Source organism: Castellaniella sp., from assembly GCF_034007085.1.
In the GTDB taxonomy this organism is placed as follows: Bacteria; Pseudomonadota; Gammaproteobacteria; order Burkholderiales; family Burkholderiaceae_B; genus Castellaniella.
Genome location: NZ_JAVERO010000026.1, coordinates 1 through 23,254, shown reverse-complemented (window position 1 = coordinate 23,254; position 23,254 = coordinate 1). Strand labels below are relative to the sequence as shown.

General features: G+C 64.1%; 23 protein-coding genes, 1 tRNA gene and 3 pseudogenes. 12 read left to right on the top strand and 15 right to left on the bottom strand.

Features of this window, described 5'->3' with window-relative positions; translation table 11 throughout:
* The first annotated feature begins 39 nt into the window (after positions 1-39).
* Both RBR29_RS04330 and RBR29_RS04325 read left to right on the top strand, forming a co-directional pair.
* Positions 40-1,281, top strand: coding sequence for an MFS transporter (locus RBR29_RS04330; protein ID WP_320347594.1), 1,242 nt, complete (start codon positions 40-42; stop codon positions 1,279-1,281).
* A gap of 14 nt (positions 1,282-1,295) precedes the next feature.
* Positions 1,296-1,925, top strand: coding sequence for a tRNA isopentenyl-2-thiomethyl-A-37 hydroxylase MiaE (locus RBR29_RS04325; protein ID WP_320347592.1), 630 nt, complete (start codon positions 1,296-1,298; stop codon positions 1,923-1,925).
* A 23-nt stretch (positions 1,926-1,948) separates the two neighbouring features.
* On the opposite strand, the gene RBR29_RS04320 is transcribed toward RBR29_RS04325, so the two are convergent.
* Together RBR29_RS04320 and RBR29_RS04315 are read right to left on the bottom strand one after the other, a co-directional pair.
* Positions 1,949-2,575: a trimeric intracellular cation channel family protein gene (locus RBR29_RS04320; RefSeq protein WP_320347606.1), complete on the bottom strand. Its 627-nt coding sequence runs from the start codon at positions 2,573-2,575 to the stop codon at positions 1,949-1,951.
* Positions 2,576-2,624: 49 nt separating this feature from the next.
* Positions 2,625-4,124, bottom strand: a complete 1,500-nt coding sequence (locus tag RBR29_RS04315; RefSeq protein WP_320347590.1) for an aldehyde dehydrogenase family protein — start codon at positions 4,122-4,124, stop codon at positions 2,625-2,627.
* 187 nt (positions 4,125-4,311) lie between these two features.
* On the opposite strand from RBR29_RS04315, the gene RBR29_RS04310 reads away from it, so the two are divergent.
* Complete coding sequence (locus RBR29_RS04310) at positions 4,312-5,493, top strand: FAD-binding oxidoreductase (protein WP_320347588.1); 1,182 nt, start codon at positions 4,312-4,314, stop codon at positions 5,491-5,493.
* Between the two features lie 109 nt (positions 5,494-5,602).
* The gene (locus RBR29_RS04305; protein ID WP_320347604.1) at positions 5,603-7,288 is read left to right on the top strand and encodes a thiamine pyrophosphate-binding protein; all 1,686 of its coding nucleotides are present in this window, start codon (positions 5,603-5,605) and stop codon (positions 7,286-7,288) included.
* Here the strand turns inward: RBR29_RS04305 and RBR29_RS04300 are convergent.
* Positions 7,245-8,192 (bottom strand): LysR family transcriptional regulator ArgP, encoded by a 948-nt coding sequence (locus RBR29_RS04300; protein ID WP_320347586.1) that lies wholly within the window; start codon positions 8,190-8,192, stop codon positions 7,245-7,247. The two genes, RBR29_RS04305 and RBR29_RS04300, sit on opposite strands and share 44 nt — an antisense overlap.
* A gap of 215 nt (positions 8,193-8,407) precedes the next feature.
* Here RBR29_RS04300 and RBR29_RS04295 point away from each other — a divergent pair, with 215 nt between their 5' ends.
* A complete protein-coding gene (locus tag RBR29_RS04295) occupies positions 8,408-9,040 on the top strand; it encodes a LysE family transporter (RefSeq protein ID WP_320347584.1) in 633 nt (210 codons plus the stop codon).
* Here RBR29_RS04295 and RBR29_RS04290 read toward each other — a convergent pair.
* Positions 9,037-11,058 carry a methyl-accepting chemotaxis protein gene (locus tag RBR29_RS04290; protein ID WP_320347582.1) on the bottom strand — a complete coding sequence of 674 codons (2,022 nt, stop codon included), beginning with the start codon at positions 11,056-11,058 and terminating at the stop codon, positions 9,037-9,039. The genes RBR29_RS04295 and RBR29_RS04290 overlap by 4 nt on opposite strands.
* A 265-nt stretch (positions 11,059-11,323) precedes the next feature.
* On the opposite strand from RBR29_RS04290, the gene htpG reads away from it, so the two are divergent.
* The 4 genes from htpG (at position 11,324) to RBR29_RS04270 (ending at position 15,895) form a co-directional block, all read left to right on the top strand.
* The gene (gene htpG / locus RBR29_RS04285) at positions 11,324-13,228 is read left to right on the top strand and encodes a molecular chaperone HtpG (RefSeq protein ID WP_320347581.1); all 1,905 of its coding nucleotides are present in this window, start codon (positions 11,324-11,326) and stop codon (positions 13,226-13,228) included.
* A gap of 87 nt (positions 13,229-13,315) precedes the next feature.
* A complete protein-coding gene (locus RBR29_RS04280) occupies positions 13,316-14,434 on the top strand; it encodes an S-(hydroxymethyl)glutathione dehydrogenase/class III alcohol dehydrogenase (RefSeq protein ID WP_320347579.1) in 1,119 nt (372 codons plus the stop codon).
* Complete coding sequence (fghA, locus tag RBR29_RS04275; protein WP_320347577.1) at positions 14,421-15,260, top strand: S-formylglutathione hydrolase; 840 nt, start codon at positions 14,421-14,423, stop codon at positions 15,258-15,260. Before RBR29_RS04280 ends, fghA begins: the two co-directional genes overlap by 14 nt.
* Before the next feature lie 5 nt (positions 15,261-15,265).
* A complete protein-coding gene (locus RBR29_RS04270; RefSeq protein WP_320347575.1) occupies positions 15,266-15,895 on the top strand; it encodes a Fic family protein in 630 nt (209 codons plus the stop codon).
* Here the strand turns inward: RBR29_RS04270 and RBR29_RS04265 are convergent.
* The 5 genes and pseudogenes from RBR29_RS04265 to RBR29_RS04245 form a co-directional block, all read right to left on the bottom strand.
* Positions 15,864-16,052 (bottom strand): hypothetical protein, encoded by a 189-nt coding sequence (locus tag RBR29_RS04265; RefSeq protein WP_320347573.1) that lies wholly within the window; start codon positions 16,050-16,052, stop codon positions 15,864-15,866. The genes RBR29_RS04270 and RBR29_RS04265 overlap by 32 nt on opposite strands.
* Positions 16,053-16,127: 75 nt before the next feature.
* Positions 16,128-16,232: pseudogene (locus RBR29_RS04260) on the bottom strand (VOC family protein); the annotation flags it as partial.
* Positions 16,229-16,762, bottom strand: coding sequence for a 1,6-anhydro-N-acetylmuramyl-L-alanine amidase AmpD (ampD, locus tag RBR29_RS04255; RefSeq protein WP_320347602.1), 534 nt, complete (start codon positions 16,760-16,762; stop codon positions 16,229-16,231). The pseudogene RBR29_RS04260 and the gene ampD, both read right to left, overlap by 4 nt.
* A 131-nt stretch (positions 16,763-16,893) precedes the next feature.
* The gene (locus RBR29_RS04250) at positions 16,894-17,142 is read right to left on the bottom strand and encodes a PP0621 family protein (protein WP_320347571.1); all 249 of its coding nucleotides are present in this window, start codon (positions 17,140-17,142) and stop codon (positions 16,894-16,896) included.
* On the bottom strand, positions 17,135-17,986 hold the full coding sequence (locus tag RBR29_RS04245) for a cytochrome c biogenesis protein CcsA (RefSeq protein ID WP_320347569.1): 852 nt from the start codon (positions 17,984-17,986) through the stop codon (positions 17,135-17,137). The genes RBR29_RS04250 and RBR29_RS04245 overlap by 8 nt, the downstream gene beginning before the upstream one ends.
* Before the next feature lie 96 nt (positions 17,987-18,082).
* Here RBR29_RS04245 and ffh point away from each other — a divergent pair, with 96 nt between their 5' ends.
* Entirely contained in the window at positions 18,083-19,498 is a 1,416-nt protein-coding gene (gene ffh / locus RBR29_RS04240; protein WP_320347567.1) for a signal recognition particle protein, read from the top strand.
* A gap of 36 nt (positions 19,499-19,534) precedes the next feature.
* Here the strand turns inward: ffh and thiS are convergent, their stop codons facing one another.
* Genes thiS through trmB form a run of 3 tightly spaced genes read right to left on the bottom strand, consistent with a single transcriptional unit; the run spans position 19,535 to position 21,419 of the window.
* Complete coding sequence (thiS, locus tag RBR29_RS04235) at positions 19,535-19,735, bottom strand: sulfur carrier protein ThiS (protein WP_320347600.1); 201 nt, start codon at positions 19,733-19,735, stop codon at positions 19,535-19,537.
* 2 nt (positions 19,736-19,737) lie between these two features.
* Positions 19,738-20,697 carry a prolyl aminopeptidase gene (gene pip, locus RBR29_RS04230; RefSeq protein ID WP_320347598.1) on the bottom strand — a complete coding sequence of 320 codons (960 nt, stop codon included), beginning with the start codon at positions 20,695-20,697 and terminating at the stop codon, positions 19,738-19,740.
* Positions 20,694-21,419: a tRNA (guanosine(46)-N7)-methyltransferase TrmB gene (gene trmB, locus RBR29_RS04225; RefSeq protein WP_320347596.1), complete on the bottom strand. Its 726-nt coding sequence runs from the start codon at positions 21,417-21,419 to the stop codon at positions 20,694-20,696. The genes pip and trmB overlap by 4 nt, the downstream gene beginning before the upstream one ends.
* A 112-nt stretch (positions 21,420-21,531) precedes the next feature.
* Here trmB and RBR29_RS04220 point away from each other — a divergent pair.
* A tRNA-Gly gene (locus tag RBR29_RS04220) sits at positions 21,532-21,605 on the top strand.
* Positions 21,606-21,742: 137 nt separating this feature from the next.
* Here the strand turns inward: RBR29_RS04220 and RBR29_RS04215 are convergent.
* The 3 genes and pseudogenes from RBR29_RS04215 to RBR29_RS04205 all read right to left on the bottom strand — a co-directional run.
* Positions 21,743-21,829, bottom strand: a pseudogene (locus RBR29_RS04215) (DUF3742 family protein); the annotation flags it as partial.
* A gap of 26 nt (positions 21,830-21,855) precedes the next feature.
* Entirely contained in the window at positions 21,856-22,314 is a 459-nt protein-coding gene (locus tag RBR29_RS04210; protein WP_320347565.1) for a type II toxin-antitoxin system YhaV family toxin, read from the bottom strand.
* Entirely contained in the window at positions 22,314-22,631 is a 318-nt protein-coding gene (locus RBR29_RS04205; RefSeq protein WP_071038033.1) for a type II toxin-antitoxin system PrlF family antitoxin, read from the bottom strand. Before RBR29_RS04205 ends, RBR29_RS04210 begins: the two co-directional genes overlap by 1 nt.
* 306 nt (positions 22,632-22,937) lie before the next feature.
* Here RBR29_RS04205 and RBR29_RS04200 point away from each other — a divergent pair.
* Positions 22,938-23,207, top strand: a pseudogene (locus RBR29_RS04200) (TraI domain-containing protein); the annotation flags it as partial.
* Positions 23,208-23,254 lie beyond the last annotated feature (47 nt).

Below are 23,254 nucleotides of genomic sequence, written 5' to 3'. Positions count from 1 at the left end.
CTCTTCCGGGGGGCCTGCAAACTCTTCCGGTCCTTTTGCATGCGCGCCTCCCCATCCCCCGACGCCGATGGCTATTACCGTCTGACTGTGCCCCTGTTGCTGACCGTCGCGTTGGTGGGGGTGTTCGCCTTCATCCAGGTGTATTCGGTGCAGTCGATCCTGCCGGAATTGCAGCAGGACCTGAACGCCACGGTGGTCGAGATCGGCAATGCCGTGGGGATGACGGTGCTGGCAGTGGCGCTGATTTCACCGTTCATCGGCATGCTGTCCGACGCCCTGGGGCGCAAATGGCTGATCACCGCATCGGTGTTTGCGCTGGCGGTGCCTACGGCGCTGATGACGCAGGTGCAGACCGTGCACGGGTTGCAGGTGTTGCGTTTCCTGCAAGGCCTGGCCGTGCCGGGGGTGTCGGTGGTGGCGATTGCCTACATCGGCGAGGAATTCCGGGGCGCCACGATGGTGCGGCTGATCACAGGCTATGTCACTGGCTCTGTGCTGGGCGGGTTCCTGGGCCGTTTCCTGATGGGGCACCTGACCGAATTCATGGCCTGGCGCACGGCGTTCGGGGCGATGGCGGTGATCAATCTGGTGGGTGCCTGGCTGGTCTGGCGAGGCCTGCCGGCCTCGCGCCATTTCGAGGCCAATGTCCGGATTGCCGACAACCTGGCGTCCTTGGGCCGGTTGCTGCGCAATCCTGCCCTGCGGGTTGCCTGCGCACTGGGCTTTACGGTGTTGTTCGCTCTGGTCGGACTGTTCACCTTCGTCAATCTGCATCTGGCAGCGGCGCCCTATCACTTCAGTCCGGGCGACCTGGCCAATATCTTCAGTGTCTACCTGCTGGGGGTGGTGGTCACGCCGCTGGCAGGGCAGGTGATCACGCGCATCGGCTCCCGGCGCACGGCGCTGGCGGCGGTGGCGGTGTCGGCGCTGGGGGTGTTGGGTTCGCTGTCGGCGCCGGTCTGGGTCATCGTGATTGCGCTGGCCGTGGCGGCCTGCGGGATGTTCGTGACGCAGTCGGCGACGATGAGCTTTATCGCCCATCGGGTCACCAGCGGCCGCTCACTGGCCAGCGGCCTGTACTATGGGGCATATTACTGCGGCGGTTTTGTGGGGGCCTGGGGGTGCGGCATCGCCTATACCCTGGGGGGGTGGCCCGGTACGGTCGCTGCGCTGTGCGCCGTGCAGGCCGTGGGGTGGCTGATTGCCTGGCGCTTCATGCCCGGACCAGCACGGGCCCCCGCAGCGGGTGCGCCGTGCTCTGGCCCCCCAGCCGACCGTTGAATCTTGAGTCCCGGATGACTGTGCCCGAACTGCCTGCCGATCTGATCGAATTTCTGCCGTGTCCGACGCCCGTCGCCTGGGTCGAAGCTGCGCTGACGCAGCAGGACGTGCTGTTGCTCGATCACCGCAACTGCGAACTGAAGGCCGCAGCAACCGCGATGAGCCTGATCGCGCGCTATGGACAGGATGCCGAGCTATCGGCCGCGCTGTCCAAGCTTGCCCGAGAGGAACTGGTCCACCATGAACAGGTGCTGCGCATCCTGAAACGGCGCGGCATCGCGCTGCGGCCCTTGACCGCCAGTCGCTATGCGTCGGGCCTGCGGGCAGCGGTGCGCACGCATGAGCCTGCGAAATTGGTCGATACCTTGATCGTCGGGGCCTTCATCGAGGCGCGTTCCTGTGAACGTTTCGCTGCGCTGGTACCGCATCTGGACGAGGAGCTGGCCGTGTTTTACGCCGGGTTGCTGCAATCGGAAAGCCGCCACTATCAGGGCTACCTGCGATTCGCCCGCCGCTTTGGCGAAGCGCGTGATGTCGCGCGCGCCATTGAGCGGATTCGCCAGGTCGAGCATGGCCTGATCGAGTCGCCCGACGAGACATTCCGTTTTCATAGCGGCTGTCCGGGCGTCAGCCTGTCGGCCTGACCGCGCGGGTGGCCTGCCGGCGTTCAGTGCAGGTCCCGCGTATAGACGAATTTCGGCATGCTCCAGCCAAATCGCAGGGCCAGCAGCCGCAGCGCCAGGCCGATCGCCAGTGCGCCGCCCGTGACGGTTTCCTGGTGCCAGCCCAGCGCCAGACCGGCAACATACAGGGCGCCGGCGACGATGGATACAGAGGCATAGAGTTCGGCGCGAAACAGCAACGGGACTTCGTTGCACAGCACGTCGCGCAGCACCCCGCCCACGCAACCGGTGATCATGCCCGAGACGATGGCGATGCCCCAGGGCAGACCCAGGTCCAGGGCAATGTCGCAGCCGATGATCGTGAAGACCACCAGGCCGATGGCGTCCAGGAGCAGGAACAGGTGCCGCAGCGGATGGATGAAGCGGGCCAGTGCGATGGTGACCAGGGCCGCACCGCCGGTGATCAGCAGGTAGGACGGGTGGGCGATCCAGGACAGGGGATGGTGGTCCAGCAGCAGGTCGCGCACCGATCCGCCGCCCAGCGCGGTGATGCAGCCCAGCAGGCACACGCCCAGCCAGTCCATTTCCCGGCGACCGGCCGCCAGAGCGGCCGTCATGGCCTCGGCGGCGATGGCGATGATGAACAGGGCATGCAGGAGTTCGTTGGAAATCGGGCTGCTGGACAAGGGGGGCTCCGTCGGGACTGACTTATGCCCTGTCTCATCCGAAACGGATGCCCTGCGCCAGCGGCAGTTCCCGGGAATAGTTGATGGTGTTGGTGGCGCGGCGCATGTAGGCCTTCCAGGCATCGGACCCGGATTCGCGTCCACCGCCGGTTTCCTTTTCGCCGCCAAAGGCTCCGCCGATTTCTGCGCCCGAGGTGCCGATATTGACGTTGGCGATGCCGCAATCCGACCCTGTTGCGCCCAGAAAGGTCTCGGCTTCGCGCAGGTCCGTGGTGAAAATCGCGGAAGACAGGCCTTGCGGGACGTCATTGTGCAGGGCCAGGGCGTCGTTGAAATCGCGATAGCGCAGGGCGTACAGGATCGGGGCAAAGGTCTCGTGGCGCACGACGTCCGTCTGACCGGGCATCTCGGCCAGGGCGGGGCGGACGTACCAGGCGTCCGGGTAGCGGTCGGCCAGCAGACGCTCGCCGCCTGTGATGACGCCTCCCTGGGCGCGCGCCTGGGTCAGCGCGTCCTGCATGGCGTCGTAGGCGGCCCGGTCGATCAAGGGGCCGACCAGGGTGTCGGCGTCCAGCGGGTTGCCCACGACCGCGCTGGTGTAGGCGGTCTTCAGCCGCGCCAGCAGGGCATCAGCGACCGATTCGTGGACGATCAAGCGGCGCGTGGTGGTGCAGCGCTGGCCGGCCGTGCCGATGGCGCCGAACAGGATCCCGCGCGCAGCCATGTCCAGGTCGGCCGAGGGCGTCACGATCAGGGCGTTGTTGCCCCCCAGTTCGAGCAGGCAACGACCAAAGCGTTGCGCCACGCGTGGCCCGACCTCGCGGCCCATGCGGGTGGATCCGGTGGCCGAGACCAGCGCTACCCGAGGGTCGTCGACCAGTGCTTCGCCTGATTCGCGCGCGCCCACCAGCACATGCAGCAGGCCGTCGGGCGCATCGCCGAAGCGAGCCAGCGCCCGCTGGAACAGGGCCTGGCACGCAAGCGCAGTGAGGGGAGTCTTTTCTGAAGGCTTCCAGACGACCGGATCGCCGCAGACCAGGGCCAGGGCAGCGTTCCAGGACCAGACTGCTACCGGAAAATTAAAGGCGGAAATCACCCCCACCACGCCCAGCGGGTGCCAGGTCTCCATCATGCGGTGGCCGGGGCGTTCGGATGCGATGGTCAGGCCGTGCAGTTGTCTGGACAGGCCGACGGCGAAATCGCAGATATCGATCATTTCCTGGACTTCGCCTTCGCTTTCCGCCGTGATCTTGCCGGCTTCCAGGGATACCAGGCGGCCCAGCGCTTGCTTGTGAGCCCGCAATTCATCACCCAGCAGGCGCACCAGTTCGCCGCGCCGGGGGGCGGGCACCTGGCGCCAGGCCAGATACGCCTGGTGTGCCTGGTCGATCATGCGTCGGGCATCGTTGACATCGTGTGGCCGCAGGTCGGCCAGGCGAGCGCCATCGATGGGGGAATGCACCGGCAGGCCGCCTGCCGCAAGCATGTCGGGTTTCAGGCCAAACGAGCGTAGAAGTTCCTGGGGATTCATCATGCAGCCTCCGGGCGGGCGCGCCGTTCGGGCAGCGCGCCGGGGTCGATGTCCGGCCCAGGATATCACGCGCATTTCCAATAGGAAAATTTTTGCCTTCAGGGAAAATGCCTAGGGAAACCGGGGAAAATTGCTTCCAGAATAGGCGCCGGAAAGCCTTCTCATTTCAGGGGACTGGGAGTATCGCAGGATGCCGCAGACGCAGTTCGATGTCGTGATTGCCGGGGGGGCTGTCGTGGGTAGCGCCGTGGCGTATTTCCTGACGGCAGACGCGGGATTCAAGGGTTCGGTGGCCGTGATCGAGCCCGACCCCACTTACCAGCACTGCGCAACCGCCCTGTCGGCAGCTTCGATCCGTCATCAGTTCTCTACCGAGGAGAACATCCGCATGTCGCGCTTCGGCACGGAATTCCTGCGGACCTTCGCCGACGCGCTGGCCGTGGACGGTATTCGGCCCGATCCGGCGTTCCATGAAGGGGGCTACCTGTTTCTGGCGACGTCGGCGGGGCTGCCGGTCCTGCAGGACAATCACGCCCTGCAGCGCCGCGAGGGCGCGGACGTTGCCTTGCTGGATGCTGCTGCGCTGCAGGCGCGCTTTCCCTGGCTGCGCACGGGTGACCTGGCGGCCGGGTCGCTGGGACTGAGTGGCGAGGGCTGGCTGGATGCCTATGGACTGCTTCAGGGGCTGCGGCGCAAGGCCGTTGCCCAGGGGGCCGTGTATCTGCCGCAGCGGGTGGCGGGTATCGATCGCGTCAGCGCACGCGTGACGGGCGTGCGCCTGGATGATGGCCAGGTGCTGGCCTGCGGTGCCCTGGTCAATGCGGCGGGGGTCGGTGCGCCGGCCCTGGCGCGTCTGGCGGGCATCGATCTGCCGGTCCAGGCACGCAAGCGCAGCGTGTTCTACGTGCAGTGCCCCGAGCGCCTGCCGGGGTGTCCGATGGTGATCGACCCCAGCGGGGCCTATTTCCGTCCCGAAGGGCCTGGGTTCATTACCGGGATCGCTCCGCCGCCGGACCAGGACCCGGAATGCTTCGATTTCGAGGTGCAGCATACGCTGTTCGAGGATGTGCTGTGGCCTTTGCTGGCGCAGCGTGTGCCGGCGTTCGAAGCCCTGCGCTGTGTGCGCAGCTGGGCCGGGCACTACGACATGAACCTGGTCGATCAGAATGTGATCCTGGGGCTGCATCCCAGTCTGGACAATCTGTATTTTGCCAATGGTTTCAGTGGCCATGGCCTGCAGCAGGCGCCGGCGGTCGGCCGGGCGCTGGCCGAACTGATCGTGCACGGTGAATATCGCACGCTGGATCTCGCTCGGCTGGGCTGGCGCCGCATCCTGGAAGGCCGGCCGGTCATTGAAAAGAACGTGGTGTAGGGTGCGGCGCGCAGTCTTTCGACCCTGTTTCGGAAAGGAACGTTTCATGATTCAGAACCCTGGCATGCATCCCATCCTCAATCAAGGAGACGAGCGCGGGCAATCCACCATGACAGTGGCTGTGCGGACAGCCCAGCCGACCCCCCGCCTGGCCGGACACGTCCTGGTGGACCAGTTGCGCCTGCATGGTACGGAACATGTCTTCTGCGTGCCGGGGGAAAGCTATCTGCCCGTGCTCGATGGCTTGGTCGATGCCGACATCCAGGTCACGGTTTGCCGCCAGGAAGGCGGGGCCGCCATCATGGCCGAGGCCTATGGCAAGCTGACCGGTCGGCCCGGGGTGTGCCTGGTGACTCGTGCGCCGGGGGCCACCAACGCGTTCGCGGGGGTGCACATCGCGTCCCAGGATTCCACGCCCCTGATCCTGCTGGTCGGGCAGGTCGATCGAGCCATGCGCGATCGCGAAGCATTCCAGGAAATGGACTACCGCGCTGTGTTCGGTTCCCAGGTCAAATGGGCGGCCGAGATCGATCAGGCCGAACGCATTCCGGAATACCTGTCGCGTGCGTTTCACGTGGCGCTGTCCGGACGGCCGGGGCCGGTGGTGCTGGCCTTGCCGGAGGACATGCTGAGCGAGACTGTGACGGTGGCCGATGCGCGGCCCTGCCATGTCCCCGAGACGCTGCCTCCGGACAGCCAGATCGTGGCCCTGGCTGATCGGCTGGCCGAAGCGCAGCGCCCCTTGGCCATCCTGGGCGGCAGTCGCTGGGATGCGCGTTCCGTGCAGGCGTTCGGGGTGTTTGCCGAACGTCACGCCTTGCCGGTGGCGGTGCAGTTTCGTCGCCAGATGCTGTGTCCTGTGGAACACCCCTGCTTCATCGGTGATCTGGGCCTGGGCGCCGATCCCCGCTTGCTGGACGCCATCCGCGAATCCGACCTGATCCTGGCGGTGGGCGGGCGGCTGTCCGAGGTCCCCAGCCAGGGCTATACGCTGTTGGGCGTGCCCAATCCGTCACAGACGCTGGTGCACGTGCATCCCGATGTCGGTGAATTGAATCGTGTCTATCAGGCGGACATCGCCATGGCTTGCGCACCGGGGACGTGGGTGCGTGCCATCGAATCGCTGGCGTCCACCGCGACGGCGGCGCGCCGCCATCGCTGCGAGCAGTTGCATGCGCAACGTCTGGCCTGGAGCGACCCATCGGCGATCGAACATCCCGGGGCCTTGCAGATGGGGCGGGTGATGGCGCACCTGAATGCCGTGTTGCCCGAGGACGCCATCCTGGCCAATGGTGCCGGCAACTACGCCACCTGGCTGCATCGTTTCTATCGTTTTCGTACCTACGGCACCCAATTGGCGCCGACGTCTGGCTCGATGGGCTACGGCCTGCCGGCAGCGGTGGCCGCCCAGCGGCTCTATCCGGATCGCCGGGTGGTGTGCATGGCGGGTGATGGCTGCTTCATGATGCATGGCCAGGAATTCGCCACGGCGGTGCAGTATGGCTTGCCGATTCTGGTGATCCTGATCGACAACGGCATGTTCGGCACCATCCGCATGCACCAGGAACGGCGTTATCCTGGCCGGGTGTCGGCCACCGCCTTGCGCAACCCTGATTTTGCGGCGTATGCGCGTGCGTTTGGCGGGCACGGAGAACGCGTCGAGACAACCGAGGAATTCGCCCCCGCGCTGCAGCGTGCGCTGGACAGCGGCCTGCCGGCCATTCTGCACTGCCTGCTCGACCCCGAGGTCATCACGCCGACGACGACCCTGAGCCGCTTGCGCCAGGGGGGCTGACCGGCGTGCGGGCCGGGCGCACCAGGGTGCGGGCGGCCCGCAGCACGGCCGAGGTCAGCCGTTCCATGGAGATCGATCCGGTCCGCCAGTGCTGCCAGTACAGCGGTACATCCTGCCAGGCTCGCGCGCGCAGCGGCACCAGCCGGCCAGCTTCCAGCGCATCACGAATCATAGGCAAGGGGTTCATGGTCCAGCCCAGTCCAGCCAGCGTGGCCGAGACGAACGCATGGGACGAAGGCACCCACCAGGTGGGGGGTTGCCAGGGCGTGTCGCCCATCACGCCGCGCGCGAACTGCGCCTGCAGGTCGTCCTTGCGGTTGAAGATCAGGACTGGCGCGTTTGCCAGGGCATCGGGCGTGACGCCCCGGGAAAAATGCCGGGCGTGGAAGTCGGGCGTGCAGGTGGCCACGTAGCGCATGCGGCCCAGCGAGTGGACCCGGCAGCCTTGTACGGGGTCGCCCAGTGTGGTGACCGCTGCCAGCACACTGCCGTTGCGCAGCAGGGTGGCCGTGTGATCCTGGTCTTCCGATACCAGATCCAGCGTTGTGCGGGTCTGTTCCGCGTAGCGGGTAGCGGCCTCGATGAACCAGGTTTCCAGGCTGTCGTGGTTGACGGCCACGCGCAGGCTGGGTGCCGGGCGATCGTCTCCCATGCCCAGGCGTTCCAGGGCCTCGTGTTCCAGCAGGGCAGCCTGTTCGGCCAGGCGCACCAGGACGCGACCGTCGTCCGTGGGCTGGGCCGGGATGGTGCGCAGGACCAGGAGCCGGCCCATGCGGGATTCCAGGGTCTTGATGCGCTGGGATACGGCCGAGGGCGTCACGTGCAGGGCGGCGGCGGCCCGCTCGAAGCTGCCTTCGCGTACCACGGCGGCCAGGGCGCGCAGATTATCGTGATCCAGTTGCATGAGTGTGCATTTGGCTGTGGGTCTGGTGGTAGGCCGCCCGAATCCGCAGATGCATGCGACGCGAGGTTTTATTCGGTGAATTATTAAGTACAGCTAAATCATATTTAAATAAATTAGCTGTATTTTATATCCGGGTCTGTGGAAAATGGAGGCCTGAGCGATAGGGGGATTACCTGGCCGTCCCGTTTTTCGCTGTCCACCGCAGGAGCTTCATCATGTTCGCCGCCATTGTCCCCGCCGTTTCCCCCTTGGCTGCTGCCTGGGCCAGCGGCACGCTGACGGGCCTGGGCATGTTCGCCGTGGTGGGGGCACAAAGCGCTTTCATCCTGCGCCAGGGCATTGCCCGGGCGCACTTGCGGGCCATCTTGCTGGTGTGCGCCCTGATCGACGCGTGTTTCATTTTTGGCAGTGTGTCGGGCCTGCAGGCATTGACGGCCTGGCTGCCTGGGCTGGCGGATGCCGTGCTGTGGTGCGGGGTCGTGTTCCTGACGTGGTACGGCATCCAGTCGGCGCGCCGGGCCTGGCGTCCGGACGTCGGCCCTCGGGCCGATCAGGCGGCGGTGTCCTCGCGCCGTGCCGCCTTGCTGGGTGCCGTGGGCTTTACGCTGCTCAATCCGCATTTCTGGCTGGATATGATGGTGCTGGGCTCGATCGCCCATGGTTTTGCGGATGCCCGCTTCGGTTTTGCTGCCGGGGCGCTGACCGCCAGCGTACTGTGGCTGGCGGCGCTGGGCCTGGGGTCGCGGCTATGTGCGCCGTTGTTCCAGAATCCTGGGGCCTGGCGTTGGCTGGATGGCGGCATCGCCGCCGTCATGTTCCTGCTGGCCTGGCGGCTCTTGCCCCTTTAGCCGGGCAGGCGCGGCACATCGGCCTGGCCCGGGGCGGGGTGCTGCGCTACGGCGGGGGATGTTGCTTCGGCATCCCCGGTACGGAATACGGCCACGGTGTCGGCCAGGTGGTCGGCCTGTTCCCGCAGGGATTCGGCAGCGGTCGCCGCCTGTTCGACCAGCGCAGCATTCTGCTGCGTTACCTGGTCCATCTGGGTGACTGCCAGATTGACCTGGTCGATGCCGGTAGACTGCTCGTTGGAAGCTGCAGCAATTTCTCCCATGATCTGGGTCACCCGGTCGACTGCGGTCAGGACTTCCTGCATGGTGGCGCCTGCGTTGCTTGCCTGGCGGGTGCCGGATTCCACCTCTGTGGATGCAGCTTCGATCAGTGCCTTGATCTCGTGCGCGGCGTCGGCGGAGCGCTGGGCCAGGGCGCGGACCTCGCCGGCCACGACCGCAAAGCCGCGGCCTTCCTCGCCTGCCCGGGCCGCCTCGACGGCAGCGTTCAGTGCCAGGATGTTGGTCTGGAAGGCAATGCTGTCGATCACACTGATGATGTCGGTGATGCGGGCTGAACTGTCGGCGATCCGCTTCATGGTATCCACCATGCCGTGGACGGCCTGTTCCCCCTGGTGCGCAGTCTGCGAGGCGCCAGTAGCCAGTTGGTCGGCCTGGCGGGCGTTATCGGCGTTCTGGCGTACGGTGGAGGCCAGCTCTTCCATGCTGGCAGCCGTTTCTTGCAGGGATGCTGCCTGTTGTTCCGTGCGGCTGGACAGATCCGCATTGCCGGCAGCGATCTCGCGCGCGCCGGTGTGGATTTCACCGACGCTGTGGCGCACCTGGCGGATCATGTGCCTCAGCGCGTTCTGGGTTCCGCGCAGGCTGTCCAGTAATTGGTGCACCTCGTTGCGGCTGCCCGTCGGACTGGCGGGCACCGTGTGGGTCAGGTCACCAGCGCCCAGTCTCCGCATGCCTTCGACCACGTCATGCACGGGCCCCAGAGTGTGGCGCGCCAGCCAGCGGATCAGCAGGGAAATCAACAGCGTGCCCAGCAGCATCACGCCCAACTGGATCCACATGGCGCGGGTGCTGTCAGCCAGGTAGTCGTCCACGCTACCGAATCCATACATCATCCAGCCCCAGTTGGGCACCGTCTGCCAGGCCAGGAAGATTTCCTGGCCCCGCACCGTGACGCGCCGCACCCCGTCCGGGGCCGACTGGAAGGCGCTGTTCATGGCGGCGAAATCGTCCGGCGGATTACCGGCGCTGAACAGGTCGCCGGGCTTGCCGAACATGCCCGCGACGCGGATCCAGTCCTTGCCGTCGGCGGTCGGCCGCAGCACGAACAATTGGCCGTATTCGGCCAGCGTGGCCTCGGCCAGGTCCTTCAGCACCGGGTCGATCTGGGCGCTGATGTCCAGGTAATCAACAATTCCACCGTAGACCTGGTTGCCATTCTTGAGTGGGTTGACCGTGATCAGGTGCCATTTTCCGTCCACCAGGCTGGGGAAGTGGGTGATTTCGCCTGAGTCCAGGGCCTGGGCAATGCGTGCGGTGGGATCCAGGGTTTCACCCAGGGCGTGGCCCTGTAGATCCTGATAGGCGCTGGCGATTCGCTGCCAGCCCTGATTGGCGCGAGCGTAGACTTCGGCGGAGAGTCCCGTGACGCTGCGCATCAGGTCCTGGTCGCCGTTGATGGGCATGCCCGAGGACTTGAAGACCGGCATGCCGTTTTCCACCACTCCGCTGGGCTTGGGGATGCCATTCATGTAGCGGATCAGCACCGGATACAGGGATTCGCTGCGCTTGCGGGCGATGTCGTAGATCAGTTGCAGTGTGCGGTCGTAACCCTGCAGCCCGTAGCGGTTGGCTGCGCGGACATTGTCGATCGCCGTCTGCCGGTTCTGCCAGGTGATGATGGAGGCCAGAACCGCCATCACCAGGATGGTGATCAAGGTGGCGGCGATGAACAATTGGGTCCCGAGTGTGGCGCGCGCCATGCGGCCCGCGTTGGGGCCTGTGCCTTGTCCGGGCATGCTGTGTCTCCTGCAAATAGGTGAGAGAAATGTTTTTTGCTTAAAGAATAACCGTATCGGATCGGTCCGATTCGTAGATATCCAGAAACAAATAAGGACTATTCAGGGTTTGCGCAGGCTTGAAGGGCTTGTTCAGAGGTTCCCTGGCTCTTGAAAACCCGGCACCCCGGCCCCAACTGATCCAGCAGTCCGCCCCGCGACCGCCTTTCAGGCCGTTTGCGGGGCGCCATGCAATCCCGCAAGAACCTTCGAACCCATCCGAACCATGAGCGAAACCGACACCAAGACGGCCGAAACCCTGGGCTTCCAGGCCGAAGTCAAGCAGTTGCTGCACCTGATGATCCATTCCCTGTACAGCAACAAGGAAATCTTCCTGCGAGAACTCGTGTCCAACGCATCCGATGCCTGCGACAAGCTGCGCTTCGAGGCCATTGACCATCCGGACCTGCTCGAGGGCGATTCCGACTTGCGCATTCGTGTCGAGTTCGACAAGAATGCCCGCACCATCACCATCACCGACAACGGCATCGGCCTGTCGCGCGACGAGGCCATCGCCAATCTGGGCACTATCGCCCGATCCGGCACGCGCGAATTCTTTTCCCAGTTGACCGGCGACAAGCAAAAGGACGCCCAGCTGATCGGCCAGTTCGGCGTGGGCTTTTATTCGTCTTTCATCGTTGCGGAAAAGGTCGCCGTGCGCAGCCGCCGCGCCGGCTTGCCGGCATCCGCAGGCGTGCTCTGGGAATCCGATGGCCAGGGCGAATTTTCCGTGACAACCATCGAACAGGAAGCGCGTGGCACCGCCATCACGCTGACGCTGCGCGCCGACGAGGACGAATTCCTGTCAGGGTGGAAACTGCGTGAAGTCCTGCGCCGCTATTCCGATCACATTTCCCTGCCCATCCAGATGAAAAAGGAAGAGTGGGACGCGGAAAAATCCGAGCAGGTCGTCAAGGACGAATGGGAAACCGTCAACCAGGCCAATGCCCTGTGGACTCGGTCCAAGTCCGACATCACTGACGAGCAGTACCAGGAATTCTACAAGCACATCTCGCACGATTACGAGAACCCGCTAGCCTGGACACACAATCGTGTCGAAGGCCGCAGCGAATACACCCAGCTGTTGTTCGTGCCCAAGCGCGCGCCTTTCGATCTCTGGGACCGTGATGCCCGCCGAGGCGTGAAACTGTACGTCAAGCGCGTCTTCATCATGGATGATGCCGACCAACTGCTGCCGGCCTACCTGCGCTTTGTGCGTGGCGTCGTCGATTCCGCCGATCTGCCGCTGAACGTCTCGCGGGAAATCCTGCAGGAAAGCCGCGACGTGCGCGCCATCCGCGAAGGCTCCGCCAAGCGCATCCTGGGCCTGCTCGAAGACCTGGCTCGCGACAAGCCCGAGGAATACGCCGAATTCTGGACCCAGTTCGGCCAGGTGCTGAAAGAAGGCGTGGGCGAAGACCCTGCCAACAAGGACCGCATCGCCGGCCTGCTGCGTTTCGCGTCCACCCAGTCCGACAGTCCGGCGCAGACCGTGTCCCTGGCCGACTACATTGGCCGCATGAAGGAAGGCCAGGACAAGATCTACTACCTGAGCGCCGATTCCTACGCCGCTGCCGCGCACAGCCCGCACCTGGAAGTCTTCCGCCGCAAGGGTCTGGAAGTCCTGCTGCTGTCCGACCGTGTGGACGAATGGATGTTGTCCTACCTGCGCGAATTCGAAGGCAAGGCCCTGGCCTCGGTCGCCAAGGGCGGTCTGGACCTGGACGCCCTGGCCGACGAGGAAGAAAAGAAACAGCAGGCCGAGGCCGCCGAGGCGTTCAAGCCCACCATCGAGCGTCTGAAGCAGGCGCTGGGTGAACGCGTCAAGGACGTGCGTGCCACTGCCCGCCTGGTGGATTCGCCTGCTTGCGTGGTCGTGGACGAACACGAGCTGAGCCCGCATCTGCTGCGCATGCTCAAGGCGGCTGGCCAGGACGCACCAGAGGTCAAGCCCATCCTGGAGGTGAACCCGCAGCATGCGCTGGTCAAGCGTCTGGAATCCCAATCCGACGCGTCGTTCGGCGACTGGGCCGAACTGCTGCTGGATCAGGCCATGCTGGCCGAAGGCGCCGCCCTGAAGGATCCTGCGGCGTTCGTGAAGCGCATGAACGCGCTGCTGCTGGGGAACTGAGCGCGTTTGTCTTCCCACGGGGTTCTGGCCATAATCGGTCTGAACCCCGCTTGCACCAGGTGGGGTGAAATTGGAGGAGATAGCCCGATGAAATCCCGCGCCGCAGTGGCCTTCGAGGCCGGCAAACCGTTGCAGATCGTCGAAATCGACGTCGAACCGCCCCGCAAGGGCGAGGTCCTGGTCCGCATCACCCATACCGGCGTCTGCCACACCGACGCCTTCACCCTCAGTGGTGACGACCCCGAAGGCGTGTTCCCTGCCGTGCTCGGCCATGAGGGTGCTGGCATCGTCGTCGAGGTCGGCGAGGGCGTCACCAGCGTTGCGCCGGGCGACCATGTCATTCCCCTGTATACCGCCGAATGCGGCGAATGCCTGTTCTGCAAGTCAGGCAAGACCAATCTGTGTGTGGCCGTGCGCGCGACCCAGGGCAAGGGCGTGATGCCCGACGGCACGACACGTTTTTCCTACCAGGGCAAGCCCATCTATCACTACATGGGCTGCTCGACTTTCAGTGAATACACCGTCGTGGCAGAGGTTTCCCTGGCCAAGATCGACCCGGATGCCAATCCGGAACAGGTTTGTCTGCTGGGCTGTGGCGTGACCACCGGCATTGGCGCTGTGCGCAACACCGCCAAGGTCCAGCCCGGCGACACCGTGGCCGTCTTCGGCCTGGGCGGCATCGGTCTGGCCGTCGTCCAGGGCGCACGCCAGGCGGGGGCGGGGCGCATCATCGCCGTGGACACCAATCCCGACAAATTCGCGCTGGCCAAGGTCTTTGGTGCCACCGACTGCGTCAATCCCAAGGATCACGACGAACCCGTGCAGCAGGTCATTGTCGGCATGACCGGCTGGGGGGTGGATCACAGTTTCGAATGCATCGGCAACGTCAATGTCATGCGGGCCGCGTTGGAATGCGCGCATCGGGGGTGGGGCCAGTCCATCATCATCGGGGTTGCCGGTGCCGGACAGGAAATCTCCACCCGGCCCTTCCAGCTGGTGACGGGCCGATCCTGGCGCGGCACGGCCTTTGGCGGTGTCAAGGGCCGTTCCCAGCTGCCTGGCATGGTCCAGGAAGCCATGCGCGGTGATATCGACTTGAAGCCCTTCGTCACCCACACCATGGGCCTGGACGACATCAACCATGCCTTCGACCTGATGCACGAAGGCAAATCCATTCGTTCGGTGGTGCACTATGGAACGCATTGAGCAACACAGCTGTTTTGGTGGCCGCCAGGAAGTCTGGCAGCATGCGTCTGCCGTGCTGGGCTGTGACATGCGCGTCGGCGTCTTCCTGCCTTCGGCCGCCCTGCGCGGCGAATCGTGTCCTGTGCTGTATTGGCTGTCCGGCCTGACTTGCACGGAACAGAACTTCATCACCAAGGCCGGCGCCCAGGCCCATGCCGAGCGCCACAGCCTGATCCTGGTTGCGCCAGACACCAGTCCGCGCGGCGAAGGCGTGGCCGATGACCCGGCCTACGACCTGGGCCAGGGTGCCGGTTTCTACTTGAATGCCACCCAGGCTCCCTGGGCGGCGCATTACCGCATGCAGGACTATGTCGCCCAGGAACTGCCGGCGCTGATCGAGCAGCATTTTCCGGCTTCCGGCGTGCGGGCGATCTCTGGCCATTCCATGGGTGGGCATGGCGCGCTGGTCACCGCCTTGCGGCATCCCGGACGCTATCGCAGCGTGTCGGCCTTTGCGCCCATCGTTGCACCGACCCAGGTCCCCTGGGGGCAGAAGGCTCTTTCCGCCTACCTGGGCGATGACGTGTCTGCATGGGCGCAGTGGGATGCCGTGGCACTGATCCGCGCGGCCTCGCAGGCCGATCATTTGCCAATGCTGATCGACCAGGGCCTGGACGATGAGTTTCTGGCAGTGCAATTGCGGCCCGAACTGCTGGAGGAAGCCTGCCTGGACATGGGCTATCAGGCCACTGTGCGCCGGCATGCCGGATATGATCACAGTTACTATTTCATCGCCAGTTTCATCGGGGAACACGTGGCCTTTCACGCGAGGGCGCTGCGGGGGTAGGGCACATGGCCGCCAACCGTTACCAGGCCACGGGTCCGCAGGCCGAATGCCAACCCGGATCGAACGGACGGGTGCTGCGGAACCGGGCCGGCATCACGGACCCAGCCGTGATGGACGATCTCGAAGCGAGACTGTTGCTGCGGCTCTATGAGCGGATATTGCGGGACCAGTTCCCCAATCGTCGGCTGGCTGTAGCCGACCTGATGGGGTGGCACCACCAGTGGCTGGGCAATCTGTACGATTGGGCCGGCCAGCCTCGGTCAGTCAATATGAGCAAGGATGGTTTCCATTTTGCCGCCGCCCGGCAGATTCCCCGCTTGCTGGACGAGTTCGAGCGGACATACTTGCAGCGCCATACGCCTTGTCACGATGTAAGCCATGATGCGCTGGTCGAGGCCATCGCCGTCTGCCATGTTGAACTGATTCTGGTGCACCCGTTTCGCGAAGGCAATGGACGACTGTCGCGTCTGCTGGCCGATGTGATGGCGGTGCAGGCAGGTCGCGGCCCGTTGGACTACAGCCGATGGGATGCGGACAAGACGGCGTATTTCAGTGCGATCCAATGTGGCGTGGGCATGGATTACGCGCCCATGCGCGCATTGGTCAGCGTTGCGCTGAGTGGGCGGGACGGTTGATCGCGGCTAGAGAAACCTGGGGAAGATGGCTGTCCCCGCCGCGCAATTTGGCTTCGATGTCGGCGATGCGTTGACCCGTTTCGATGGCGGTGGAACTGGCCACGGCGCGCAGGATGGCTTCCTGGCTGGGGTGTTGATGCACGCGCTGACTGGACATGAAGATGCCTGATTCAAAAGGAATGTTCTATTTTACCGTCTGGGGCGGGGCGAAGCCATCCGGTTGTGGTGTTCATCCGACGAAGCCTTTGGTCACCAGCCCCAGGCCGTCCCGATAGAACCGGACCGAACGATCCTGGTCATTGATCCCCAGGGAGATGACGGTGACGCGGGGCTTCATGGCACCCTGCTTGATGCGAACCGATCCCAATCAAACGCCACCCCCGGATCCGTCTTCCGCCCCGGCGCGATGTGTTCGTGTCCCCGCACCGCCCGGATCGGATGCCGTGCCCGGACCGCAGCCGCCAGCGCACCCAGCCGTTCGTACTGCGCATCCGTATAGGCCAGCGTGTCCGTGCCTTCCAGTTCGATGCCGATGGAAAAGTCGTTGCAGCGTTCCCGGCCTTCGAAAGATGAAACCCCCGCATGCCAGGCGCGCAAAGTCGTGGGTACGAATTGCACGATCGTGCCGTCGCGGCGGATCAGGAAATGGGCAGAGACCCGTAGGTCGCGGATGTTCTCGAACCAGGGGTGGGATGCGATATCCAGGCGATTCTGGAAAAAGTCGATGATGGCGTCGCCCGTGAACACGCCGGGCGGCAGACTGATGTTGTGGATCACCAGCAGGTAGGGATTTTCGTCGTCGGGGCGCTGGTCATGGTTGGGGGAAGGGCGGCGCAGGATGTTTTGGGTATGCGCGCTGCGGCTGATGCTGCTGCCGGTAGGTGATCCAGACGCAGAATGTGTCTTTGTCACGTCCTCGGAGCTTGCGGCAATCAACCAGCCATCTGCCCCGATGATCAAAGAACGTCCCGGCTCAGGCTCGGGGCTTTCCCCCGCCTTCATTTCCTCAGGCCCAGCCGGGCGTGTTCCGCGCAGCACCAGGTCTTGCCCTGGCTCAGGTAGGCCTCGGAGCGGGGCAGGTAGATGCGGCAGTGGGCGCAGCGGACCATGGTTTCGGACGCGGCGCGTGCGTCTTCGGCCTGGCGGCGGGCGGCGGACTGGCGGGCCTGGGCCTTTTGGTGGCTCAGGACGCGGGAAACGAACAGGACGGCCAGGATGATGATCGCCCAGAGCAGGAATTTACCCAAGAGTGCCTCGTTGCAGAATGACTTCCAGGACGAATCGGCTGCCGGTGTAGGACAGCAACAGGAAGGCGAAACCAGCCAGCGTCCAGCGCAGGGCGACGCGCCCGCGCCAGCCCTGGATATGGCGTCCTGCCAGCAGCACGCCGAAGGTGGCCCAGGACAGCAGAGTGAAGACGGTCTTGTGGTCCATGGGCAGGGCGTGGCCGCTGAGGTGCAGGGACACGACGATGCCGGTCAGGACGGTCAGTGTCAGCACGCCGAAACCGACCCAGATCAGGCGGAACAGCAGTTGTTCCAGGGTCAGCAGCGGGGGCATGGCGCTCATGGCGCGGCTGACGATTCCCTGTTCGCCGACCGATTCGATGGGGCGGTGCAGATGGCGATCCAGCACCGTCATCAACATGGCATGCAGTGCGGCGATAGTGATCAGGCCGTAGGCCGTCATGGCAATCAGCAGATGCACGCGCAGCCAGTCATTGCTGGCGTGGGGCACCAGATAGCCTTGGGGGAACGCAGCGGCCAGCAGGCTGACCAGCGCCGCAGTGGGCAGCAGCAGGAGCAGCACACCGTCCAGCTGCAGCAGGAAATTTTCGATCCAGAAGACGATCATGCCCAGCCACAGGGCGGCGGACAGGGCCAGTATCCAGCCCAGGTGCAGGCCAGAGGGCACAATGACGGCGTCGGCCAGGCCGATGCCATGCAGGATGATGGCGCCCAACAGGCAGCTGCGACCGATGGCGCCGGTGGGGCAGATGTCGCTGACCCGGGCAATGGGACGCCACAGGGCGATGCCCAGTACGGCATAGGCCAGCGCGGCAAGCAAGTGAAATACAATGCTGACTGACATAGTCCTGTCGGTGTCCGGCGCGCAGGGTCGCGCCCCCCAAAAGCATTCATTTTATGCGCTGGCCGACGGATCAACCAGTTTTACGGATACGGCATCATGTTCGATAACCTGACATCCCGATTGTCGCGTGTCGTCAAGACCATGCGTGGCGAGGCTCGTTTGACCGAGTCCAACACTCAGGACATGCTGCGCGAAGTCCGCCTGGCGCTGCTGGAAGCCGACGTGGCGCTGCCGGTGGTGCGTGATTTCGTGGCGCGGGTCAAGGCATCCGCCCTGGGGCAAGAGGTCGTCGGCAGCCTGAATCCGGGCCAGGCGCTGGTCGGGGTGGTGCACAAGGAACTGACCGCCCTGATGGGCGGCGACCTGGGTGCCGAAGCGGGTGAACTGTCGCTGGCGGCCCAGCCGCCGGCCGTGATCCTGATGGCTGGGCTGCAGGGCGCGGGCAAGACCACCACCACCGGCAAGCTGGCAAAATGGCTGTCGGATGGCCATCACGTCCAGCATGGCCGCAAGACCGGCCGCAAAAAGGTCCTGGTGGTCAGTGCCGACGTCTATCGCCCGGCGGCCATCGACCAGCTGAAGACCGTGGCCGCCCAGGTCGGGGTCGATTTCCTGCCGACCGAGACGACGCAAAAGCCACAGGACATCGCCCGCAGCGCGCTTGATTACGCCAAGCGCCATCATTATGACGTGCTGATCGTCGATACGGCGGGTCGTCTGGGCATCGATCAGGTCATGATGGACGAGATCCGTGCGCTGCACGAATTGCTCTCGCCGATCGAGACCTTGTTCGTGGTCGATGCCATGCAGGGCCAGGACGCGGTCAATGTGGCGCGCGCCTTCTCGGACGCATTGCCGCTGACCGGCGTGGTCATGACCAAGCTGGACGGCGACGCGCGCGGCGGTGCTGCGCTGTCGGTGCGGCAGATCACCGGCAAGCCATTGAAATTCGTCGGCGTGTCCGAAAAACTCGACGGGCTGGAAGCCTTCCACCCCGAACGCATGGCCCAGCGCATCCTGGGCATGGGCGATATCGTGTCGCTGGTCGAGCAGGCCCAGAAAAACATCGACATCGCCGAGGCGCAGAAACTGGCCGCACGCATGAAATCCGGCGATCGCTTTGATCTGAACGATTTTCGCGACCAGCTGCAGCAGGTGAAAAAACTGGGTGACATGGGTTCGCTGCTGGAAAAACTGCCGGCGCAGTTTGCCCAGGCGGCGTCCCAGGTACAGGGCGGTCAGGCAGAAAAGCAGCTGGCCCGCACCGAAGGCATCCTGAATGCCATGACGCCGCTGGAACGCGCCAAGCCCGAACTCATCAAGGCCTCGCGCAAGCGCCGCATTGCCGCCGGTTCGGGCGTGCCGGTCCAGGAAGTCAACCGGCTGCTCAAACAGTTCGAGCAGATGCAGGGCATGATGAAGCAGATGAAAAAAGGCGGCATGGCGAAAATGATGCGCGCCATGGGTGCGATGAAGGGCCTGGGCGGGTTTGGCCGGGGCGGGTTCCGCTGATCGCTGATCATGTCTGCGCCTTGGCCTGGGGCCTGATTACCCGCCTCCCACGGCCACCACGATTTCGATCCGGTCGCCGTCAGCCAGCGATGCCTGATCGTGCTGGCTGCGCGGCACGATATCGCCATTGTGTTCCACAGCGATGCGCTTGCCCTCGTAGCCCAGCTGAACCACCAGGTCATGGACGGTGCGCACGTTGTCCAGGGCCGTGTCGGTACCGTTCAGAATGATGTTCAGTGTCACGGCTCGGCTCCTTCTTCGGGACAGGCAAAGCGATCGGTGGCGGCCAGCAGCTGTGCCAGGATGCCTGGTTCGTCGAACGCGTGCCCGGCATCGGGGATCATGTGGAATTCCGCCTGTGGCCAGACGCGATGCAGGTCCCAGGCTGATTTGGCGGGCGTGCAGGCATCGTAACGGCCCTGGACGATCACCCCCGGGATGGTGGCCAGTTTGTGGGCGTCGCGCAGCAGCTGGCCTTCTTCCATGAAGCCTCTGTTTGCGAAGTAATGGTTTTCAATGCGGGCGAAGGCCAGCGCGGCCTCATCGGCGGCATGGGCGTGATGATGGGCCGGATTGGGCAGCAGGCTGATCGTGTGGCTTTCCCATTGAGTCCAGGCGTGCGCCGCCTGGAGCTGGACCTGGGGATCGTCGGCTGTCAGGCGGCGATGGTAGGCAGCAATCAGGTCGTGGCGTTCTGCCTCGGGGATTGGGGCCAGGTAATGTTCCCAGCGATCCGGGAACAGCCAGGAAGCGCCTTCCTGGTAGAACCAGCGCAGTTCTGCGGCGCGCAGCAGAAAGATGCCGCGCACGATCAGGGCATGGACCCGTTCAGGGTGGGTCTGGGCGTAGGCCAGGGCCAGGGTCGATCCCCATGATCCGCCGAACACGACCATGCGGTCCGCATGCAGGACTTCGGTGCGCAGGCGCTCGATGTCTGCGACCAGGTCCCAGGTCGTATTGTGTTCGATCGAAGCCGAGGGCGTGGACCGGCCACAACCGCGCTGGTCGAACAACAGAATGTTGTAGCGCTGCGGGTCGAACAGGCGGCGGTGGGTGGGAGAACAGCCGGCACCTGGGCCTCCGTGCAGGAATACTGCCGGTCGGCCTTGGGGATTGCCGCACAGTTCCCAGTACACCCGGTGGCCATGGCCGGCGGTCAGGAATCCCTGAGCGTAGGGTTCGATTTCTGGGTACATCAGTTTGGCTCCGTGATGGGTGCGGCGTCCTGCAGGGCGCGGCGTTCGAATATCAGATCCCACACGCCGTGGCCCAGGCGCAGGCCGCGGCGTTCGAATTTGGTCAGTGGGCGGTATGCCGGGCGTGGCGCATAGCCGGCGCAGGTGTTTTGCAGGGCGGGTTCGGCCGACAGGACGTCCAGCATTTGCTGGGCATAGTGTTCCCAGTCGGTGGCACAGTGCAGGTAGGCACCGGGCATCATGCGGCTGCACAGCAGTTCAATGAAGGCGGGCTGGATCAGGCGGCGCTTGTGATGGCGTTTTTTGGGCCAGGGATCGGGAAAGAAAATATGCACGCCGGCCAGTGAGTGGGGGGGGATCATGTCGCGCAGGACTTCGACGGCATCGTGTTGAATGATGCGGATGTTGTCCAGTCCGTTGTCGTGGATATGTTTGAGCAGCGCCCCCACGCCGGCATTGAAGACTTCGATCCCCAGGAAATTGTCGTCTGGCCGGGTCTGGGCGATCTGCTGGGTGGTTTCCCCCATGCCGAAGCCGATTTCCAGGATCACCGGGGCTGCACGGCCAAAGGCCGCCGTCAGGTCGATGGGCGTATTCTGGTAGCGGATCGACCAGCGCGGCAGCCAGGCCTCGATCGCCTGTTCCTGGCTGGGGGTGATGTGGGCACGACGATGGACGAAGCTGCGGATGTGCGTGCTGCCCGACGGAGTCTGGGCCGTCACGATGGGAGGGGGGGATTTGGGGTGGCTCAAAATGCTGTTAAAATGTCGGGCTGCAAGGGATTTGGTGAGACTCGATTTTACCAATGAATCCTTGCTGTCATCGAGCTGGCTCGGTGCGGGTGTAGTTTAATGGTAAAACTCCGGCTTCCCAAGCCTGCGTCGTGGGTTCGATTCCCATCACCCGCTCCACTTCAACTCTCGGCTCTACGGCTCAAGTCATTGTCAGGGTTGAGAATTTTTAGCCAACACTCATCCAGTGACATCCAGCAAAATCCACTCCCATTAACACATTCTACGAAAGCCTACTGCTGAAAATGGGGGGATTACCGTTCGCCACGCACATAGGCGCGCCATCCACGGCCAAGAGTGCGTCCGAGGCGTTCTGCGGTGCTGATGCGAGCTGTCGTGTTCATGATCGTCTCCTGCTACGGCGGCATACCTATTCCAGTTTGCTCCAATCCTGCTTGCTTGCCTGTACCAATGCGTTCCAGTCGTCTGGCGGATTTCCACGTCCAAGCATCTTCTCGAACACGGCATACGGGTCGGACTTACTGCCCGACGACCGTAGGGTCTGCTCGTCGTTGACCCAGGCGTACACGATGACCTTCGCCTTCGAGTCGTACCGGAAGAACAGCCGGTAACGCCTTCCGAGCTTGGCCCGCCGCCAGTGGCGGTAGGCCGTCCCCATGGTGTTGCCCTGACGGTACTCGTCGCGTGCCGGATCACCCGGCACCACGTCTTGTATCAACTGGACCAAGGCCCGGAAGAACTTGACGTTGGCGTTGGACGCGAACCCTTGCGGGTCGTTCTCCTGGGCACGCAGCACAGCTGCGCGCAGCTTCATCATCTGCTCGATCAGGTTGTCGTGGAACAGCAGTGTCCAGCCATGCTGTTGCATCAGATTTCCACGTCCTCAGCGAAATCATCGCCCAGGTCCACCTTGTGGCCGGCGTGCTCCAGCATCGTGCGAGCCAGATCCTCGGGCAGACCGCGAACATTCCGGCCTGCTTCAATGTCGCGCGCCAGCAGGGCCAGGAACGCGGCAATGGCCGGGTCCTCGTGCTCCGCATCGGCACGGGTCACGACCACTTCACCGCCGCGAAGCTCGAACGCGAGCTTGCTGCCGGTATCGGCACCCAGTGCCTGGCGGATGGACTTGGGCAGCGTGATCTGCCCCTTGGATGTCAGAGTGGCAACTTCGTGAATGGCAGGCATGGCGGCTCTCCTGATAGCAATGCCTGCATTGTAAGGATATTTCCTTACCAAATCAATGTGAGGTTTCATGATGTTCTCCGCATTCAACATTGAACCTCATCGTAGGGAGGGAACAGTGAGCCTTCCCGCATCAATCCGGCCTTGGTGGACCCGCATTGAGGGTGGACGGTCAATGCTCGCTGCCCTATACCCAAAGGCTGTAACGGCCAAAGAGCCAAAAGGGCAAGGGAACGGGGGACAAGGGGAAAGGCTCTACCTCGAAAAGGCGAAAAGGCCTCCCGGTAAGCCCACCACCAGGACACCCGGATGCTCTCTCTGTTCCAACGAAAACGGGCCTCGGGGGCAGTCGCTCCGTTGCCAGCACCCGCTACCGATCTCCCGAAAGGGCTGATGCGGCCGCAGTCGGCCGCATCGCTGCTGGCCACGCCACGGCGGCAGAAGCTGCTGGAACACATTTGGCAGAGAACCTCGCTGTCTCGCCGTCAGTTCGCCACGCTGTACCTAGCGCCATTGCACCGCTATGCCGAGCTGGTCCAGGCTTTCCCGGCATCCGAAGCGCATCACCACGCCTACCCAGTCGGCCCTGAAATATCACTAACACGTTGATTTTATGAGATAATATC

Coding starts and splice junctions, on each gene's coding strand:
- RBR29_RS04315 (WP_320347590.1), bottom strand. CDS start 4,124: ATGATGAATCCCCAGGAACTTCTACGCTCGTTTGGCCTGAAACCCGAC.
- RBR29_RS04265 (WP_320347573.1), bottom strand. CDS start 16,052: ATGTCCAGTCAGCGCGTGCATCAACACCCCAGCCAGGAAGCCATCCTG.
- RBR29_RS04330 (WP_320347594.1), top strand. CDS start 40: ATGCGCGCCTCCCCATCCCCCGACGCCGATGGCTATTACCGTCTGACT.
- RBR29_RS04280 (WP_320347579.1), top strand. CDS start 13,316: ATGAAATCCCGCGCCGCAGTGGCCTTCGAGGCCGGCAAACCGTTGCAG.
- fghA (WP_320347577.1), top strand. CDS start 14,421: ATGGAACGCATTGAGCAACACAGCTGTTTTGGTGGCCGCCAGGAAGTC.
- RBR29_RS04295 (WP_320347584.1), top strand. CDS start 8,408: ATGTTCGCCGCCATTGTCCCCGCCGTTTCCCCCTTGGCTGCTGCCTGG.
- RBR29_RS04290 (WP_320347582.1), bottom strand. CDS start 11,058: ATGCCCGGACAAGGCACAGGCCCCAACGCGGGCCGCATGGCGCGCGCC.
- RBR29_RS04305 (WP_320347604.1), top strand. CDS start 5,603: ATGACAGTGGCTGTGCGGACAGCCCAGCCGACCCCCCGCCTGGCCGGA.
- RBR29_RS04245 (WP_320347569.1), bottom strand. CDS start 17,986: ATGTCAGTCAGCATTGTATTTCACTTGCTTGCCGCGCTGGCCTATGCC.
- RBR29_RS04325 (WP_320347592.1), top strand. CDS start 1,296: ATGACTGTGCCCGAACTGCCTGCCGATCTGATCGAATTTCTGCCGTGT.
- RBR29_RS04310 (WP_320347588.1), top strand. CDS start 4,312: ATGCCGCAGACGCAGTTCGATGTCGTGATTGCCGGGGGGGCTGTCGTG.
- htpG (WP_320347581.1), top strand. CDS start 11,324: ATGAGCGAAACCGACACCAAGACGGCCGAAACCCTGGGCTTCCAGGCC.
- ffh (WP_320347567.1), top strand. CDS start 18,083: ATGTTCGATAACCTGACATCCCGATTGTCGCGTGTCGTCAAGACCATG.
- RBR29_RS04300 (WP_320347586.1), bottom strand. CDS start 8,192: ATGCAACTGGATCACGATAATCTGCGCGCCCTGGCCGCCGTGGTACGC.
- RBR29_RS04270 (WP_320347575.1), top strand. CDS start 15,266: ATGGCCGCCAACCGTTACCAGGCCACGGGTCCGCAGGCCGAATGCCAA.
- RBR29_RS04210 (WP_320347565.1), bottom strand. CDS start 22,314: ATGCAACAGCATGGCTGGACACTGCTGTTCCACGACAACCTGATCGAG.
- RBR29_RS04205 (WP_071038033.1), bottom strand. CDS start 22,631: ATGCCTGCCATTCACGAAGTTGCCACTCTGACATCCAAGGGGCAGATC.